The following is an 18,445-nucleotide window of genomic DNA, read 5'->3' as shown; positions in this document are numbered from 1 at the left end:
CTACTTTGGTTCAATAAACCGTGTAGCAAAGTTTTGTGATCTAGTTGGTGATAATACTCTCGCTTTGAGAATTGCTGCCATTAAGAATGCATAAGATAATACACCTACTACTACTAACAAAAAGGCATTGATTGAGCCTGTGGCATTCCATAATGCGTGGAGTGCAGACGCGCTAAAATATCCTACAGCTAAAATCTGCCATCTGAGAACAGGTTTCAGCACCGCTAAACCAATAAAATAACCTAAATAACCACTGTAAGCCATGTGTCCAGCTACAGAACCTAAAATACGGGGTATTAATAGTTGTAAACCGACTAATTCCCCAGAATTTTGGGAAATGAGGGGGACATATTGACCTAAAGTTTCTAATAATGTAAAACCTACGGCAGAGGCTGTTCCTAAGAGAATACCGTCTAAAGGTTCACTAATACCAATTTTTTCTTTCCAGGGCGATCGCAAAGATTTACCAATGTAATATGCTCCTAATACTGGTAATGCTTTGAGTAATTCTTCCATTAAACCAGCACCAAAAAACATTCTAATTAATAATTCTGTGAAGGTAATATCATTGCGTGATGCCGATAAACTTCCAGGTAAAATTTCGCGGAATACTTTAATAAATAATTCTAATAAAGGGCTAATTAAAATTAACATTGTGGTTATTGCTGTGCCAATAAGTACCCACCAAGGTTTAGGTTTTCCACATAATTGATATACAAAATAATAGGCTGCAAAAGCAATATAACAACCCACAATGACTTGGTTTGCTTGGGGATGTCCCACTGTAGCAAACATTAAAACCACAAAAACTACTGTTAATATACCAGGAATTAAATAGGCTTTGCGAGTTAAATCTTTGCCAGTGGAAATAATGGGAAATAGTTGGGTAAAACTTACAGTATCATGATTACCAGATGAATGATTTTGACCACTAATTGATGATAAGACTGTAGCTCTACTATGAACTGCTACTGTTTGGGGAGTAACTTCATATTCAAAGATGAATTGTGGTCCATCAACTCCTAAAGAAATGCGATCGCCTAAATGTAATTCTTGATGTCCTGTTAATTTTTCTCCATTTAAAAAAGTCCCATTAGCACTTTTCAAATCACAAATTATCCAGCTATAATTATCATCTGGAGATGAAGATAATGGACGTACTGCCGCATGACGACGAGATACCATGCGATAAGTCATTGCATCTAACACTATTTGGCAACTAGGATCGCGGCCAATAACCATTTCTTGATCAGGAAGCAATGAGTAGCGAGTTGCAGCCCCCGATACTTCTACTTGATTAGACACTAGCCTTAAAAAAGCGTTTTGTCTTATGTTTTTGCCTGTCATTTAGTTACTAATTATGCTTAAACTAAGTTATGTATGATACAGGATGCAGCAGGTTTTTAGTTCCTAAATACACTATAGCAATCCTATCTCATTTATAGTGAGAGTGAGGAACATAGACAAGGAAGAAGAGAAATGAGATATTTGTGTGATGGCTATGTTGTGGAAAAAAGGTATGATCACAGAGCGATCGTCAATTAATTGATAACTAATTGATAACTAATTGATAACCAGATCCTTGACTTGTTAAACAATTAAGTATCTGACCATTTATAGGTAATAGAAAAACTAAAGTTATTACCGAGAATTGCTAGTTTTAATGATTAAATAACTAATAGACAAAGCTAAAATTGCCACTCCTAAACCAATAATTTCTATACCTTCAGTAACTTTCAGGTCGAGAATAATGATTTTTCTAGCAATAGCAATTAAAGAAGTGACAATAACTAATTCTACTTGTAAGACGTGCTTTTTTAAGTAGCCTGTAATATTTTCTAAAATTTCTAAAGCAATTAAAACATTCAGAAACAAACCAAATGTTTTAAATAATGCTTGGTTAAAACCTCCTCCTGATGGAGAAAAAATTTCTTGGAATATAAATATGCTTAAATCACCTAAAGCAGCAAAGATAACACAGATCATCAACAAGGAAAGTAGTTTAGAAACTACTACTTCCACTGTTTCAATTAGGTGCATAAAACTCTGATCACTAGTAAGATGTTGTAGAAACTTGATGATTTTTTTCATCTGACTTTTGATATCTAAAATAGTTTTGAGTAAGGAAAAATTAATTTTCATTAATTTTCTCTTCAGAAGTCTACCATTAAGAGGATAAGACCTCATCATTTTTCTTAGTAGTTTTTAACAAAATTGGTAATAAATGCACGTCAACATTTTTTAAAATAAATTTAAACGTAAAAAGATATATTTATGTAAAATTTAATATAAATAGGTTTTGTCCAAGACAGAAGCGATAATTTAACTTCTGAACAAGTAGCTATTTTTGATGAAGTTGTGAAAAGGAAGTGCAAAAAATGAGTTATTTATTAGATACAAACATTGTTTCTTTTGCTGTGAGAAATAACCTGATGTTTAAGATTAACTGTAATTCTTTCTAGTAAATTTGACATATAAGCTAATTTCATAAACTCTTATTTTCAGTATAAATCAAGTTTATAAAACCTGCAACTGAATAAATGATGGTAGAAAAAATATCTACCATCCAATAATATCAATTATCCCAAATATTAAACCTCCATCCGATAATGTTCCTGTTGTCTTTCTACAAAAGATTGCACACGAGAACGATAATCTCGTAACGTTTCATCAACCCATTCTCTGTCACTACTATTAATATATAAATGCACTAAAGGTTCACTGGCATCTGGCAAAACTAACAACCAATTATCATGATAAGGTTGACGAATTTTCACCCCATCAATTAATTCTAAATTTTGCGCTGGATGGGTTTCTACTAAATAACGCATTAATGCCCCTTTGGCAGTCCAAGGACAACGTAAAGTATAGGTTTTATGGAATACACGGGGTAATTCCGATCGCACGGTTGCCAGCGATCGCTCTTGAATTGTTAACATTTCAATTAACTTGGCAATACAAAACATCGAGTCAAAACCCGGATGTAGTTGCGGGAAAATAAAACCGGTTTCGCCACTACCACCTAACACCACATTATTATTTTTTTGACAAGCCTCCATCAAAGCTGTTGGATTTGCTTTAGTACGAATCACATAGCCATCATGACGATGAGCCACCAATTCCACCGCACTGGAAGCATGAACAGGGACAACAACGGAACAGCGAGGATTAGAAGTTAAGATCATATCCACCATTAAAGCGGTTAATAGTTCCCCACGAATGGGAAAACCGGACTCATCTACTAAGATTAGCTGTTCGCCATTGCCAGATACCTGCACACCAAAATTAGCCTTAACAGCTTCCACTACATGACCTAATTGTGTTAATAAAACTTCTCGATCAGCCGTAGAAATTACAGACTTGTTTAAACTAGCATTTAAGACCACTGCATCCGCCCCAAATTTATCCAGCATTTGCGGCAAAACTGCGCCAGAAACGGCATAAACGTAGTCAATTACCACTTTTGCCCTACTGTTTCGCAAAGTGTCCACATTCAGCATTCTTTCAAAAGCAGTGGTATAACAGTCCATCAACTGACTAGAATAAGCAACATCGCCAATTTCGTGATTTTGCGCTCTTCGCATATCTTCCTTAAAATAAGCGCCTTCGATTTTCTTTTCCACACCCTTAGAGATATTAATTCCCTTACTATCCATAAACTCAATTAAAATATAATCCCGGCGTTCTGGATGGACGCGGACATGAATACCCCCAGCTACTCCCATAGCAGGTATGACAGTTCTAGCGATGGGAATGGCGGTAGTATCCAAGTTTTGAACATCCACACCCACAGACATTAAACCTGCTATTAAAGAACGAGTTACCATACGGGATACATTGCGTTGATCACGAGATACCGTTACCATTGAACGTGGTTTTAAGGTTGAACCGTAAGCCGCACCCAATTTCACAGCAAATTCTGGAGTAATATCAATATTGGCTAAACCTTGCACTCCACGCTGGCCGAATAGATTCCTTTGGGCAGTATTTCCCCAAATCAAATTAATATTTAAGACAGCACCAGATTCGATTTTTTTGCTTGGCCATACCCGCACACTGGGGCTAATTTGGGCTTCCTCTCCTACAGTAGATAAAGATCCTACCACAGCCCCTTCTAAAACGTGCGATCGCCGATCAATTCTTGTTCCTCGGGAAATTACACAGGCAGATAAATGAGCTTCATCACCTAAAATAGCTCCATTCCAAACAATTGGTCTTTTCAAATTTGCATCATTTCCAACTGTGACATTATCACCAATGATTGTACCTCCTTCAATTTGTACTCGTGCAGCAATACGGCAGTTATCACCGATAATAGCAGGAGTATCTATCATTGCTGAAGGTTCAATGTAGGTATTTTGTCCTACCCATAACCCAGGTGATACTTCTGGATAGGCAAATTCTAGTTTTACTTTTCTATTTAAAGCATCATATTGGGCTTGACGATAAGCGTCTAAATGTCCTACATCACACCAGTAACCTTTTGCAACATAACCATAAAGGGGTTCTTCCTTAGCAAGTAATAAAGGAAATAAGTCTTTAGAAAAATCAGATTCAGTATTTTCTGGTAAGTATGCTAAAACTTCCGGTTCAAGAATATATGTACCTGTATTAACCGTATCGGAGAAAATTTCACTAGTGGAGGGTTTTTCTAAAAAGCGATTAATTCTACCTTCATTGTCGGTAATAACCACTCCAAACTCCATAGGATCGGGAACACAGGTTAAGATTATAGTAGCTTTAGACTGTTTTTGTTTATGAAAAGCGATCGCTGCGGATAAGTCAAAATCTGTGATACTATCACCACTAATGACTAAAAAAGTATCATCTAACAATTCAGCAATATTTTTTACACAACCTGCCGTACCTAAAGGTTGATCCTCCTCGATAGAATAGGTCATTTGTACACCAAAATCACTACCATCCTGGAAATAATCTCGCAACACATCAGGTAAATAATGTAAAGTAGCAATTACTTCCGTAATACGATGTCTTTTGAGAAGATTAATGATATGTTCCGCTATTGGCCGATTTAATATAGGGACCATTGGTTTAGGTAAATCGCAAGTCAATGGACGTAATCTCGTTCCTGATCCACCAGCCATTAATACTGCACGCATAATTCCTCCTATAGACCGTCTTGACTGCATCAAAACTGACTAGAAATATTGTATTCTTTTTCTAGTGTCTTATGGATTTTTATCTTTAAGGAACTTCCACAAGGGGTATCTCTGAAGGAAAATAGGTAATTGGTGATTAGTAATAGCTTATAAGTGGAGTAAATCATAATTATGTTGAAACTACTAATTTTTGGAGCATTAGTTATTTATGTTGGTGGTGCTTGGAAATTTTGGACGGGCTTTAACCGTACAAATTTTAATCAAACATTAATTAATCGTGTTGGATTATCGTTACTATGGCCTGTCTTATTTGGCGTTAATGCTTCCTACCGTCGCAATTTTAAAAAAGCGCTAAAAGGTTCACAATAGATGTTATCAAATCCCTGATTTATTGAATAAGTCAGGGATCTTATTGTTCATAATAAACTTAATTTGTTATAGCATTTATTATAGCGGTATGCACTTGAATGAGATACAGAATTTACCTAAAAAACTATATACCAAAGGACTTTCAACTCTGTTCTCTGTTCCCTACTATAGTTGATAAACAAGAATTATTAGACATTTGTGCTAAGCTAATGTGCAGCACTCACTGTATAATTAAAAAACCTGAAGTTACAGTAGCACAAGCATCTTGCTTGTATTAATTATTCAAGTTAAAAGCACAACAGCTGACAATTAATTTTCATTTCAGATGAAGGAAATAATTATGAGTTCATCACCTTTGATATTACATTTTCCATCGTCAATGCTGATGACAGATAAACAATTTTTTCAATTCTGTCAAGAAAACCGTGATTTACGGATTGAGAGAAATAAATTTGGAGATATATCAATTATGACACCAGCAGGTTCAGAAACATCAAATCTTAATTTTAACATAGCTGGACAATTATATGTGTGGTCACAAAAAGATAACACAGGTATTTGTTTTGATTCTAGTGGAGGATTTAAACTTTCTACGGGTGCAGAACGTTCTCCTGATGCTGCTTGGATAAAATTAGAAAGATGGAATAATCTTACACCAGAACAACAGCAAAAATTTGCACCTATTTGTCCTGATTTTGTGCTTGAATTAAGAGTACCTTGTGATAATTTACAACCTTTAAAAGATAAAATGCTCGAATATATGCAAGAACCAGGAATACAATTAGGGTTATTAATTGATCGCAAAAATCGTCGAGTTTATATTTACCGTCCTGAACAAATAGAGGAATGTTTAGAAAATCCTGATACTGTGAATTGTGATCCTATTTTACCGGGTTTTGTTTTAAATATGGCTAAAATTTGGTAAACCAAATAATAAAATAACTAAAAAAATAGCAAGAGAAAATTATACTTTCAAACCCTATTTAAATCATCAAGCGTCAGGAGAAGTAAAAATGGGATATGTCATTGCCACCGCAAATATGAAAGGAGGAGTCGGTAAAACCACCCTCACAGTTAATATAGCTACTTGTTTAGCCAAAAATTACGGAAAAAAGGTACTTGTCTTAGATTTAGATAGTCAAATTAGTGCCACACTCAGTTTAATGTCACCTGTAGACTTTGCTAAACGTCGTAAACAAAAGAAAACTTTTAGATATTTAATAGATGAAATCATTACTCCTGATGCTAATTCTCCAGCAAACATTGATGAGATCATTCAACCACAAATGTGTAATCTTCCTGGGTTAGATTTAATCCCAGGAGATATTGATTTATATGATGAATTTGTAGTATCAGAAATGCTGCATAATCAATCAATAGCATTAGGTGAACAGGATTTTGAAATTATTTGGAATCGTTTTGAGAGAGTGTTAATTAGAGACATTTTAAAGCCAATTCGTGATCAATATGATTTTATTCTGTTAGATTGCGCCCCAGGTTATAATTTAATGACTCGTAGTGCATTGGCCACTAGTGATTTTTACCTTTTACCGGCTAAACCAGAACCGTTATCTGTGGTAGGTATTCAACTTTTAGAAAGACGCATTGCCAAATTAAAAGATAGTCATGAACATGAAGCAAAAATCAATATTAAGATGTTAGGAATTGTCTTTAGTATGTCCAATGCAAATTTACTTAATGGTAGATACTATAAACAAGTTATGCACCGAGTTGTGGAAGATTTTGGAGTTGAGAAAATATGTAAAGCACAAATTCCTGTAGATGTGAATGTTGCTAAAGCTGTGGATAGTTTTATGCCAGTAGCTTTATTAAGTCCTAATACTGCTGGTTCTAAGGCTTTTATGCAATTAACTCAGGAAATATTAGAGAAGTTGTAGAGAAGTTGTAAATTTATAGTAGTGCAAGGATCTTGCTTGCATTTCTTGTCTAAATTAAAAAGACAAAAATTTGTCCCACAACAACTTACAGCACATTCCATCTACATCAGGTACACTGTAAACACAGCAAGATGCCTGTGTTACATGGGTTTTATTATTAACACCTGTACCTCATAATAACGGAAACTGCTGTATTTTGTTTTATGGTTGATAAATTACAATAAATTTTAAGAAAAAGGAGGTATCTAAAAAGATTCTATATTCCCACACAATCAAATAAATGTAACCTCAAACGTTGTGACAATTCCTCACAAACCTTCACCCCTCTAATACTATTCCCCCTCACATCTAACAACGGTGAAAATACTCCTATACCCATCTTCCCCGGTACTACCGCAATAATTCCCCCAGATACCCCACTTTTAGCCGGAATACCTATCTTATACGCCCATTCTCCGGCAAAATTATACATTCCACAGGTGTACATCACACTTAATATATCTTTTATATAACGATTATCTATAGCCCTCTCTTGGGTAATTGGATTTATTCCCTTATTGGCTAAAGTAGCGGCCATTACTGATAAGTCTCTACAAGTTACCATTGCTGAACATTGCTGAAAATATAAATCTAGTGACTCTTCAATATTTTGCTCTATCATCCCAAAATTTAACATTAAATGCGCTGTAGCTCGGTTTCTATGTCCCGTACTCCGTTCTGATGTAAATACAGATATATCTACAAATACATCCCGTCCAATATATTTTTTATACATTTCCAATACACGATTTAACCTTTCCGTTGCTCCTTTACCTTTAATTAAACTAGTAGTAGCTATAGCTCCAGCATTTACCATAGGATTATAAGGTCTTTTAGACTGTTCATCCAAAATAATCGCGTTAAATGCGTCTCCTGTGGGTTCAACTCCTACCCTGGTTAAAACATAATCTCGTCCATGATCTTCTAAAGCTAATCCATAGACAAACACTTTAGAAATTGACTGGATAGTAAACAGTTGTTGAAAATCTCCTACTTCGTAAGTTTGTCCATCTACCGTTGTAATACAAATACTAAAGAAATCAGGGTTAACCTTGGCTAATTCAGGAATGTAGTTTGCTACTACACCATCCTTTAAGGTTTGATACTGGGAATGCAATTCTGCAAGAATTTCTGGGATTGTTGATGTTGCTATGAGATAATTTTCCGGTTTATTCATAAAGCTAACTAGTATTTATATCATGAGGACTTACGCAAGTTCACACTAAAAAATCTGTTGAGTGGGTGCGTCAAATATCAGCAATTTGGTTATTTACATGATTTATACTGTCTGACGTGGTTGGTGAGCTTGTCGAACCATACCCTATCAATGTGCCAGTTGCGTAAGTCCTGATAATAACAGGTTTTACGCCATGTAAAGATTTGGTAGATCGGGTCAGATATCACCCATCTGTTTATTTGCAGAATTTATGCTGTCTGATGTAGCCTACAAATCATATCTATATAATAACTTACTAGGATGACTACGTAAAAACTAGTAAAAACAGTAATTAAAATTACTTTTATTGCCTGTGTACACGCGCTTACAACTATTTTTTATTTTCTCACTGATTGATTACTTACAGCTAAGAAAAAATACTTATGGGAAAAATCATATTAATTTTATGCTTAAATGCACTAGATAAAATTGTGTTTCATGCTACATAGGATTTTCATTACATAAATATTTATACACATAATTTTTGTATTATTTAATCTACATATAGATTGATATTTTCTACTATAACGTTATTCTATAGGGTTTTTAGTAGAAATAAAATATAATATTTCTTACTTTATCCATTTAATATATATGTATTAATTTAGACATATAATTTTTTGGAAATTTAAGAGAAAAATCTGAGTAACAGCTTATGCCAAGAGCGAGGTTTAAGGCAACAAAGCGATCGCTCCATGATCAATTTGCAAAAAAATCAGGAAACTTTTTTAAAAAAGTTACATCACTCAAATCTGCAATTATCAAAGATCTCATAAATTTTATTAAGCCAAAAATGGGATCTAGTCCTAAAAAACTACGGTAAAACCCTGATCCCCGCCGAGAAAATTCATGGTAGACTACTCCAGTTATGAACACAAAACCAAAGGTGAAGACAGGACGGAGTTGATTTTTCAGGGCGCATCACAATCAGTGGTGACAAAACCTAGAAATCACAAAGTATAACGTTCTACATTAACTTGACATCGGAAGCATGAATCAAAGACATTTGTGGACTATTGTGGCTGTATCTCTAGGCGTTGCCAGTTTGCCTTCAGTGGCAAAAGCGCAAACCGTTGTAGAAAATTCTTCAGTCACCCCAGAAACACCTGTAAACAATGATAATGATGTGGTCAAATTTGGTGAATATCAGTCCCCACCAACAATAACCACACCGGATAGTGGGATTACAAAAATTCACTCTCACATTGTCAATGGTAGACAGGCAGCAACTTTATTTGTGAGAGATATTCCTGTATTGACATTTTTAGGCTCTGCAAATGTAGATAATGGGGAAACTAAACAGGGAACTATCAAAAATAGCGAAACCTGGGATAAATTGACAGATCATACAACTCCATTAGCCGCTGAAAAATCGTCAAAAGTTGCCACTCAAGGAAATATGTGGAATCTTGATCAGTCAGCTAAAGCTGATGATGAAGATCCAATGTACAAAGCAGGAATAGTAGCAGCTAAAATCAACCGCATTGTGGATGATGAAATGGATGCTAACCAAATTACAGTGATGTGGCAAGGCAAAAAAAGACCAGAACCCAACGACAGTTATACAATCAAAATCAAAGATCAAGAATTGGTGAAAATTAGCGAGAATGTTCGTCTTGCTGATGCTACAAAAGATTTAGCTACAGATGCGTTACAAGCCACCAATCGCTTCAGGAGACTTATAGGTAACGCATCTCCTTTAACGGAAATTCCCAACTTACCAAAACGTATCTCATTCGTTATGCCCAACATCACTCCAAAAATTGATGCTCTTGGAGTGAAGGCCAGTTTTAAAGGTATGGCTTCTTGGTATGGTTATGATGGTTCTGGTAGTCGCACAGCTAGTGGTGAACGTTATCGTCCCGAAGGACTTACCGCAGCCCATCGTACTTTACCTTTAGGAACAAAAGTCCGGGTTACTAATACCCGTACTGGGCAGTCTGTTGTGGTAAGAATTAACGATCGCGGTCCTTATATTCGGGGACGTATTATTGATCTATCAGCTGGTGCAGCGCGGGTATTAGGCATGATTAGAAGTGGTGTTGCCCCTGTAAAAGTTGAAGTTTTAGGGACAAAAAATTAACAATTAATAAAGCCCATTGTCTCAATTGTGATTTGCTGTTATGGCAGTAGCCGCAATTGTTAGGATATTTTTCTCTTAGCTGTTCCTTGTCCTCACAGATCACTTTTTGATTGCTTTTTCAGCAAGCCCTATTTGCTAAAATTCCCCTGATTTATTGATCCTTTTTTCTAGTTTCTCAAGATAAACTAACGGGTAAGAGGATTAATAACAGGGGTTTTTTGTGCGTCTGCTTACCACAGTTGCGGCTTTACGCTGCTATTTACAACAATGTCGTCACCAACCACTAGCTACAATTACAGAGGATTTATTGTTAAATCAAGTTAGCTGGGAACAAACGGCCATTGGTTTAGTACCAACAATGGGGAATTTACATCTAGGTCATCTTAGCCTAATTCACCGGGCGCGACAGGAAAATTCCACTGTCATTGTGAGTATTTTTGTCAATCCTTTACAATTTGGACCTAATGAAGATTATCAACGTTATCCCCGCACTTTAGAACAAGATCAAGAATTGTGTGTTATGGCTGGTGTTGATGCGATTTTTGCACCAACTCCCGGAATTTTGGGAATAAATGCGAATAATATAGGAGAAAGTCAAGTAACACAAGTGATCCCTCCATCTGATATGATAAAAGGCTTGTGTGGAAATTCTCGGCTCGGACATTTTCAAGGTGTGGCCACGATTGTCACCAAACTTCTAAATTTGGTACAACCTGACAGAGCCTACTTTGGACAAAAAGATGGTCAGCAATTAGCCATAATTAAAAAGCTAGTAACTGACTTAAATCTGCCAGTAGAGATTGTTGCTTGTCCCACTATGCGAGAACCATCAGGTTTAGCCATGAGTTCTCGTAATCAATATTTAACTGCAACGGAAAAAGAACAGGCAACTGTGTTGTCTTCTGGCTTACGGCAAGCTGAGGCTGCGTTTCGCGCTGGAGTTCGTGACAGTAGGGAACTTATAGCATTAGTACGCCAAGAAATGGCCAAAGTTAGCACTATCTTTGTGGAATATATTGAATTAGTTGAACCAAATACTTTGATGTTATTAAATAAAATTCAGGAGGAAGGAATGCTGGCGATCGCTGCTCGTCTTGGTTCTACACGCTTAATTGACAATGTTATCCTACGTCATCGTCAGCCGATTATTGCTATTGATGGACCTGCGGGGGCAGGAAAATCTACTGTAGCTCGTCAAGTTGCTCAGGAATTAGGTCTAGTATATCTGGACACAGGAGCAATGTACAGGGCTATTACTTGGTTAGTATTAGAATCAGGAATTAATATAGATGATCATTGTGCGATCGCTGAATTAGCACAGCAATGTAAGATTGAAATTACTCCTAGTCCTAATGTGCAAACTCCGGTAAAAGTATGGATTAATGATATAGATGTTACCCAAGGAATTAGAACTATGGCTGTAACATCTCAAGTATCAGCGATCGCTGCTCAAAGCGCAGTACGTCAAGCCTTAGTGGAACAACAAAAAAACTGGGGTAAAAAGGGAGGTTTAGTAGCAGAAGGTAGAGATATTGGTACTCATGTTTTCCCTGATGCGGAAATTAAAATCTTTTTAACTGCATCGGTAGGAGAAAGAGCGCGTCGTCGTCAACAAGACTTTAAACAACAAGGCCAACCGGAAGTTAGTTTAGAAATTCTGGAAAGAGACATAGCGGAAAGAGATTATAAGGATAGTACCCGGAAAATTTCACCTTTGCAAAAAGCGGTGGATGCTATAGAAATGCCTACTGATGGTTTAACTATATCAGAAGTTATTGCCCAGATAGTCAATTATTACCATCAACAGTTGTCGCATTGGTAATTAGATCAGTAGTCAGGAGAAACATTTACACCCTGCACTCCGCACTAATAACATCCGTGATTTCTTTAAGGAGTTACGGATTTTCTAGTCTTGGTTTTGCTCTCCTTGCGGGGATTAAGTAATTAAGCTAATGTGCAGCACCCACTGTATAATTAAAAAACCTGAAGTTACAGTAGCACAAGCATCTTGCTTGTATTAATTATTCAAGTTAAAGGCACAACAGCTTACAAACAAAATTAAACCTGGAAAATCGTTCTTAGCTATCAATGTTTCAGTGTCCTTACGGGGATTAGGTAAATAGAAACACTTTGTTATCCAAGATAATGAAGTATATAGTTGGGTTTCAGTCCCCTTACGGGGATTAGGTAAATAGAAACAATCCCTTTGGGGTAATTGATCTCTGGTCTTCCCGGTTTCAGTCCCCTTACGGGGATTAGGTAAATAGAAACCAAAGAGTAGATGACAAACATTTTTGGGAACTGCTTGTTTCAGTCCCCTTACGGGGATTAGGTAAATAGAAACCATTAAATAATGATGAAAAACTTCAGATTGCAGCTGGGTTTCAGTCCCCTTACGGGGATTAGGTAAATAGAAACTTGGAAGACTATGAGCAGAAAAAGTAAGGTTAAAATGTTTCAGTCCCCTTACGGGGATTAGGTAAATAGAAACAAACAAAGATGGTAAGTTGTCCTTCTACGGATGGGCAGTTTCAGTCCCCTTACGGGGATTAGGTAAATAGAAACCTCTCTAGGTTTGGGAGAGGAAACCGGCGAAGTGCTGGGATGTTTCAGTCCCCTTACGGGGATTAGGTAAATAGAAACCTAACTTTCCATAGTTAGACACTCCGTATATTCCATGTTTCAGTCCCCTTACGGGGATTAGGTAAATAGAAACCTGAAGCTGCTGAAGCCCTGCAGGAAGCAAAAGAGATGTTTCAGTCCCCTTACGGGGATTAGGTAAATAGAAACAAGTCCCTTGGTTTAAGTCCTAGGCCCATCTGATGTTTCAGTCCCCTTACGGGGATTAGGTAAATAGAAACGATTAGAATCATAAAGAAGTTTGCTGAGTGGCAGAGTTTCAGTCCCCTTACGGGGATTAGGTAAATAGAAACCAAACTGTAAGAGAATCTATGACTGCTAAAACAGGGTGTTTCAGTCCCCTTACGGGGATTAGGTAAATAGAAACTTTTAAAGATGTTAAAGATTCAGAAACTTTATCCTAAGTTTCAGTCCCCTTACGGGGATTAGGTAAATAGAAACAAAGGGAGATTTAATTCCCTTAACTCCCTTATAGACTGTTTCAGTCCCCTTACGGGGATTAGGTAAATAGAAACCAATTCTGCTGTAATATGGCTGTAACCGTTGTTTTGTTTCAGTCCCCTTACGGGGATTAGGTAAATAGAAACCAGAACTACAGAAAGAAGTAGAATCATATAAATCGTGTTTCAGTCCCCTTACGGGGATTAGGTAAATAGAAACTTTCCAGAATAAATTCTTTCTTAGCTTATTTTGATAATTCTTAGTTTCAGTCCCCTTACGGGGATTAGGTAAATAGAAACAAGACTATAGAATACGAAGCCGCTAAATATGGCGTGTTTCAGTCCCCTTACGGGGATTAGGTAAATAGAAACTGGACTTGGTGCTACCAACACCATCCAGTGAGGGGATTTTTTATGTGTTTCAGTCCCCTTACGGGGATTAGGTAAATAGAAACTTCTCTCCGAGAATTGCAACCCCTCGAACAAGTTTGTTTCAGTCCCCTTACGGGGATTAGGTAAATAGAAACAAAGAAGTTACGGGATTATATTTATGCTTTTTATTAGTTTCAGTCCCCTTACGGGGATTAGGTAAATAGAAACAAGTATGACATACGCTCCTCCTTCTCGAAAGTATGTTTCAGTCCCCTTACGGGGATTAGGTAAATAGAAACTCTCATTCCCCATGCTTCACTCATACTTGTCATAGGTTTCAGTCCCCTTACGGGGATTAGGTAAATAGAAACATTTATGTTAGAAAGGGCTGTAAGGGATTTTACTCGTTTCAGTCCCCTTACGGGGATTAGGTAAATAGAAACGGACGGCGACTCATACACTTATTTAAACCCTTTAGAGCGTTTCAGTCCCCTTACGGGGATTAGGTAAATAGAAACCCCGCCCTCTGAAACACAGTCTACGAAGGGACTGTAGGGGGGAATTTGGCGGACCTCAAAAAAAACCTCATTTCAGGCTTAGGGTTAAGCGCCAACTGAAACTAATAAAACGCTAGAATTATTCAATTATCAAGGTTCTGGCGATTTGGCGGACCCCCCAGGGTTTTTGACCTCGCTCCAGGTCCGCCAAAAAATTAAGCTGATGTATTGATTATATAGTAGTAGCTTACTTTTGTCTAGGTACATTTGAACTATAAATCATAATTTTTTGGAAACTACCAAAATATAGTACATAAATTCTAATAGAATCCTCATCAGGCTCAATCAACCTCTCCATTTTACTTTGTAAATTAGCAAATTGTTGACTAGAAATATTTAAACCTAATGCAAATTATTTGAGTAAATTATAAACCATTATCAATCAAGCACAATTTAACTAGTCTTGTCAAGAATTTACGAATATTTACAATACTATATATTAATTTAACAAAACCTGCTGTATAAACCCTGGGTTTACCCCTAAAAACTGCTGTTTCTTAAAACTTTTGCAAAAATTCATTTTGATAGTAAAATAACAATGTTAAGTTTTGTGTGCTACAAGTAGCAAATAAGACTAGAAAATATCAAAAATTACTCAAGCGGCTATCATAGCTGATTACAAAAAACAGAGAGGATTGACAAAATGGCATTTACGCAACCACCCTTACCTTTTGATTCTAATGCTTTAGAAGCCTATGGCATGAAAGCCGAAACCTTTGAGTATCACTATGGTAAACATCATGCAGCTTATGTAACTAATCTCAATAATCTGACAAAAGATACAGAACTTGCTGATAAATCTTTAGAAGAAGTGATTCAAGCTGCTTTTAAAGATCCTGCAAAAGTAGGCATTTTTAACAATGCTGCACAAGTTTGGAATCATACCTTTTTCTGGAACTGTTTAAAACCCGCAGGTGGTGGAACTCCCACAGGGGAATTAGCAGTGAGAATAGCTAAAGACTTTGGTAGTTTCGAGCAATTTAAAGAAGCATTTTCTAACGCTGCTGCAACTCAATTTGGTAGTGGCTGGGCTTGGTTAGTAGAAGAAAATGGTACTCTTAAGGTTACAAAAACTCCCAACGCTGAAAATCCCTTAGTACATGGACAAAAACCTTTGTTAACTATTGATGTTTGGGAACACGCTTATTACATAGACTTCAAAAATGCTCGTCCTGCATTCATCAAAAACTTCCTAGATAATTTGGTGAACTGGGAATTTGTGGCTGCAAATTTAGGTGCTTAAATGCTAAAAAAACCCGACTCTTTCAATAACAGGACTTACGCAACTGGCACATTCCTAGGGTTTGGTTCCACAAGCTCACCAACCACGTCGGACAGTATCCATCTTGCAAATAAACAGATTTTTGATATCTGACGCACCCGGCAACAGATTTTTTAGTGTCACACTTGCGTAAGTCTTAAATAAGTCGGGTTTCTTTTCAGAGATTAATTTCTATTTTTTCTATTTTTCAACTTTGAGATATTTCCTAGTTGAAAATTCAGCATTGCTGAATCAAGGTATGAAAATAAAAATCTAATCATCTGAAATACTGGTCATTTATATAGTTTAGCGATGCCTACTGCGGGCGCAGCGATCGCCAACAAATATAAATATGATTTATATTTTAAAATGTCTACTAGTTACAGTAATTGTATTTATAATACAAGTGCAAGAGGGACATGGAAGCATCAAAAAATAATGTTTCTCTGTTTAATAAATTAAATCGCTACTTAATGCACTCTATTGTCTTTTATATCACAGATTCCAAGGATTTCCATAAATCAAACCTATCAGTGATTGATATCTCTTGAAATCCTTAAAAGATATAATGTAAAAGAATGTGATTGCAGGAAAGATCAACGGTAAGGTAGATCAGATTCAACAATTTGCTCACCATAAACAGATTGTTTGATTACTGACACATCTTATCATCTACCTAACACCTGACATACCTATTCCCAAATCAAGCTATTTTTACTCAAAAATAGCGAAAATGTTAATTCCACATTAGCGGTAGAAATACATTGTGTTTGTTCTTCATGGTTACGAGTATTTTCTAGGCTTTCTTATTCTCTGTAGCCTAGTTCCAGCTTTAGCTCTTTCAGCCTCTAAAATTCTACAGAGCAGTAGTAGAAGTTTAGAAAAACGCACTACTTATGAATGCGGATTAGAACCCATCGGCGGAGCATGGATTCAATTTAACATCCGTTACTATATGTTTGCTTTAGTGTTTGTAGTATTTGATGTGGAAACCGTATTCCTGTATCCTTGGGCAGTTGCTTTTAATCGCTTAGGATTATTGGCATTTATTGAAGCCTTAATTTTTATTGCGATTCTGATTATCGCGTTAGTCTACGCATGGCGTAAAGGAGCTTTAGAATGGTCCTAAATTCTGGAACAACAGAAAAAATTATCAACCCCGTCGCACGCCCTACAGTTACTCAAGAACTGTCAGAAAATGTCATTTTAACCACTGTTGATGACCTCTATAACTGGGCACGTCTGTCTAGTTTGTGGCCTTTACTCTTTGGGACAGCTTGTTGTTTCATCGAATTTGCCGCTTTAATCGGTTCTCGTTTCGATTTTGACCGTTTTGGACTAATTCCCCGTTCTAGCCCACGCCAAGCCGATTTACTCATCACTGCTGGAACAATTACTATGAAGATGGCTCCCCAATTAGTGCGTCTTTATGAACAAATGCCAGAACCTAAGTATGTAATTGCTATGGGTGCTTGTACAATTACTGGTGGGATGTTTAGCGTGGACTCTCCCACCGCAGTGCGAGGAGTGGATAAACTTATTCCTGTGGATGTTTATTTGCCTGGATGTCCTCCCCGTCCTGAAGCAATCATAGACGCTATTATTAAGTTACGCAAAAAAATCGCTAATGATTCTATGCAAGAACGGGGGCAAATCAAGCAAGTACACCGTTATTACAGTACCACTCACAATATGAAACCAGTTCCAGAGATATTAACTGGTAAATATTTACAATCCGATACCCGCTTCAATCCACCTAAAGAACTAACAGAAGCAATTGGTATGCCAGTACCACCTGCACTATTAACAGCGAAGAAACAGAAAGAGGAACGTTAAAATGTCCCAAGAAGAATCTAAACCAGTTCCGGTAAAGGAAGAAGCTGTAGTAAAAGCAGGTAAGGTTTCTCAATGGTTAGCTGAAAATGGCTTTAGTCATGAGTTCTTGGAACTTGACGCTAATGGTGTGGAAATAATCAAAGTAGCTAAGGATTTTCTGCTACCTACTTCTACAGCGTTGTATGCTTATGGGTTTAACTGTCTACAGTGTCAAGGTGGGATTGATCTAGGACCTGGAGAGGAACTAGTCAGCTTTTATCATTTAATCAAAATAGGTGATAATGCAGATCGTCCTGAAGAGGTAAGAGTTAAAGTTTTCTTACCTAGAGAAAATCCCGTATTACCTTCAGTGTACTGGATTTGGAAAACCGCAGATTGGCAAGAACGAGAAGCTTATGATATGTATGGCATAGTTTATGAAGGTCATCCTAACTTAAAGCGGATTTTAATGCCTGAAGATTGGGTAGGTTGGCCATTACGTAAAGATTATATTTCCCCTGATTTTTACGAATTGCAAGATGCGTATTAGGTATTAGTAGGAGTCAGCTATCAGCTAAAACTATTGGCTATTCAATACTGTTTGCTTAAGGATTTTAGTAGTAGGTTGGCTTGAA

At 36.7% G+C, this 18,445-nt stretch carries 14 protein-coding genes and 1 CRISPR repeat array; of the genes, 9 read left to right on the top strand and 5 right to left on the bottom strand.

Annotation, left to right across the window (positions count from 1 at the left end):
- The 3 genes from H6F32_RS08200 to H6F32_RS08190 all read right to left on the bottom strand — a co-directional run bounded on the left by H6F32_RS08200 (nucleotide 1) and on the right by H6F32_RS08190 (nucleotide 5,120).
- Nucleotides 1-1,347, bottom strand: a complete 1,347-nt coding sequence (locus H6F32_RS08200; protein ID WP_190368841.1) for a PrsW family glutamic-type intramembrane protease — start codon at nucleotides 1,345-1,347, stop codon at nucleotides 1-3.
- Nucleotides 1,348-1,641: 294 nt separating this feature from the next.
- On the bottom strand, nucleotides 1,642-2,091 hold the full coding sequence (locus H6F32_RS08195) for a phosphate-starvation-inducible PsiE family protein (protein ID WP_190368874.1): 450 nt from the start codon (nucleotides 2,089-2,091) through the stop codon (nucleotides 1,642-1,644).
- 500 nt (nucleotides 2,092-2,591) lie between these two features.
- Nucleotides 2,592-5,120 carry a mannose-1-phosphate guanyltransferase gene (locus H6F32_RS08190; protein ID WP_190368840.1) on the bottom strand — a complete coding sequence of 843 codons (2,529 nt, stop codon included), beginning with the start codon at nucleotides 5,118-5,120 and terminating at the stop codon, nucleotides 2,592-2,594.
- A 171-nt stretch (nucleotides 5,121-5,291) separates the two neighbouring features.
- On the opposite strand from H6F32_RS08190, the gene H6F32_RS08185 reads away from it, so the two are divergent.
- The 3 genes from H6F32_RS08185 to H6F32_RS08175 all read left to right on the top strand — a co-directional run bounded on the left by H6F32_RS08185 (nucleotide 5,292) and on the right by H6F32_RS08175 (nucleotide 7,387).
- On the top strand, nucleotides 5,292-5,489 hold the full coding sequence (locus H6F32_RS08185) for a hypothetical protein (protein ID WP_190368839.1): 198 nt from the start codon (nucleotides 5,292-5,294) through the stop codon (nucleotides 5,487-5,489).
- 340 nt (nucleotides 5,490-5,829) lie between these two features.
- Complete coding sequence (locus tag H6F32_RS08180; protein ID WP_190368838.1) at nucleotides 5,830-6,414, top strand: Uma2 family endonuclease; 585 nt, start codon at nucleotides 5,830-5,832, stop codon at nucleotides 6,412-6,414.
- Between the two features lie 88 nt (nucleotides 6,415-6,502).
- Nucleotides 6,503-7,387: a ParA family protein gene (locus tag H6F32_RS08175; protein WP_190368837.1), complete on the top strand. Its 885-nt coding sequence runs from the start codon at nucleotides 6,503-6,505 to the stop codon at nucleotides 7,385-7,387.
- A gap of 256 nt (nucleotides 7,388-7,643) precedes the next feature.
- Here H6F32_RS08175 and glsA read toward each other — a convergent pair whose 3' ends face one another.
- Nucleotides 7,644-8,603, bottom strand: a complete 960-nt coding sequence (gene glsA, locus H6F32_RS08170) for a glutaminase A (protein ID WP_190368836.1) — start codon at nucleotides 8,601-8,603, stop codon at nucleotides 7,644-7,646.
- A gap of 1,030 nt (nucleotides 8,604-9,633) precedes the next feature.
- Here glsA and H6F32_RS08165 point away from each other — a divergent pair.
- Nucleotides 9,634-10,725, top strand: a complete 1,092-nt coding sequence (locus H6F32_RS08165) for a septal ring lytic transglycosylase RlpA family protein (RefSeq protein WP_190368835.1) — start codon at nucleotides 9,634-9,636, stop codon at nucleotides 10,723-10,725.
- A gap of 220 nt (nucleotides 10,726-10,945) precedes the next feature.
- Nucleotides 10,946-12,547, top strand: coding sequence for a bifunctional pantoate--beta-alanine ligase/(d)CMP kinase (locus tag H6F32_RS08160; RefSeq protein WP_190368834.1), 1,602 nt, complete (start codon nucleotides 10,946-10,948; stop codon nucleotides 12,545-12,547).
- 268 nt (nucleotides 12,548-12,815) lie between these two features.
- A CRISPR array of direct repeats spans nucleotides 12,816-14,695; the repeat unit is 37 nt; unit sequence GTTTCAGTCCCCTTACGGGGATTAGGTAAATAGAAAC.
- Between the two features lie 226 nt (nucleotides 14,696-14,921).
- On the opposite strand, the gene H6F32_RS21175 is transcribed toward H6F32_RS08160, so the two are convergent.
- Nucleotides 14,922-15,068 carry a CRISPR-associated endonuclease Cas2 gene (locus H6F32_RS21175; protein ID WP_395939586.1) on the bottom strand — a complete coding sequence of 49 codons (147 nt, stop codon included), beginning with the start codon at nucleotides 15,066-15,068 and terminating at the stop codon, nucleotides 14,922-14,924.
- A gap of 309 nt (nucleotides 15,069-15,377) precedes the next feature.
- Here H6F32_RS21175 and H6F32_RS08150 point away from each other — a divergent pair, with 309 nt between their 5' ends.
- The 4 genes from H6F32_RS08150 (at nucleotide 15,378) to H6F32_RS08135 (ending at nucleotide 18,360) form a co-directional block, all read left to right on the top strand.
- Entirely contained in the window at nucleotides 15,378-15,977 is a 600-nt protein-coding gene (locus tag H6F32_RS08150; protein ID WP_190368832.1) for a superoxide dismutase, read from the top strand.
- Nucleotides 15,978-16,761: 784 nt separating this feature from the next.
- Complete coding sequence (ndhC, locus tag H6F32_RS08145) at nucleotides 16,762-17,124, top strand: NADH-quinone oxidoreductase subunit A (RefSeq protein ID WP_190368831.1); 363 nt, start codon at nucleotides 16,762-16,764, stop codon at nucleotides 17,122-17,124.
- On the top strand, nucleotides 17,115-17,831 hold the full coding sequence (gene ndhK, locus H6F32_RS08140) for a photosynthetic/respiratory NAD(P)H-quinone oxidoreductase subunit K (RefSeq protein ID WP_190368830.1): 717 nt from the start codon (nucleotides 17,115-17,117) through the stop codon (nucleotides 17,829-17,831). The genes ndhC and ndhK overlap by 10 nt, the downstream gene beginning before the upstream one ends.
- 1 nt (nucleotide 17,832) lies before the next feature.
- On the top strand, nucleotides 17,833-18,360 hold the full coding sequence (locus H6F32_RS08135; RefSeq protein ID WP_190368829.1) for an NAD(P)H-quinone oxidoreductase subunit J: 528 nt from the start codon (nucleotides 17,833-17,835) through the stop codon (nucleotides 18,358-18,360).
- The last annotated feature ends 85 nt before the right edge of the window (nucleotides 18,361-18,445 follow it).

Source organism: Anabaena sp. FACHB-1237 (genome assembly GCF_014696225.1).
Classification (GTDB): domain Bacteria; phylum Cyanobacteriota; class Cyanobacteriia; order Cyanobacteriales; family Nostocaceae; genus FACHB-1237.
This window is presented reverse-complemented; position numbering and strand designations above follow the sequence as displayed.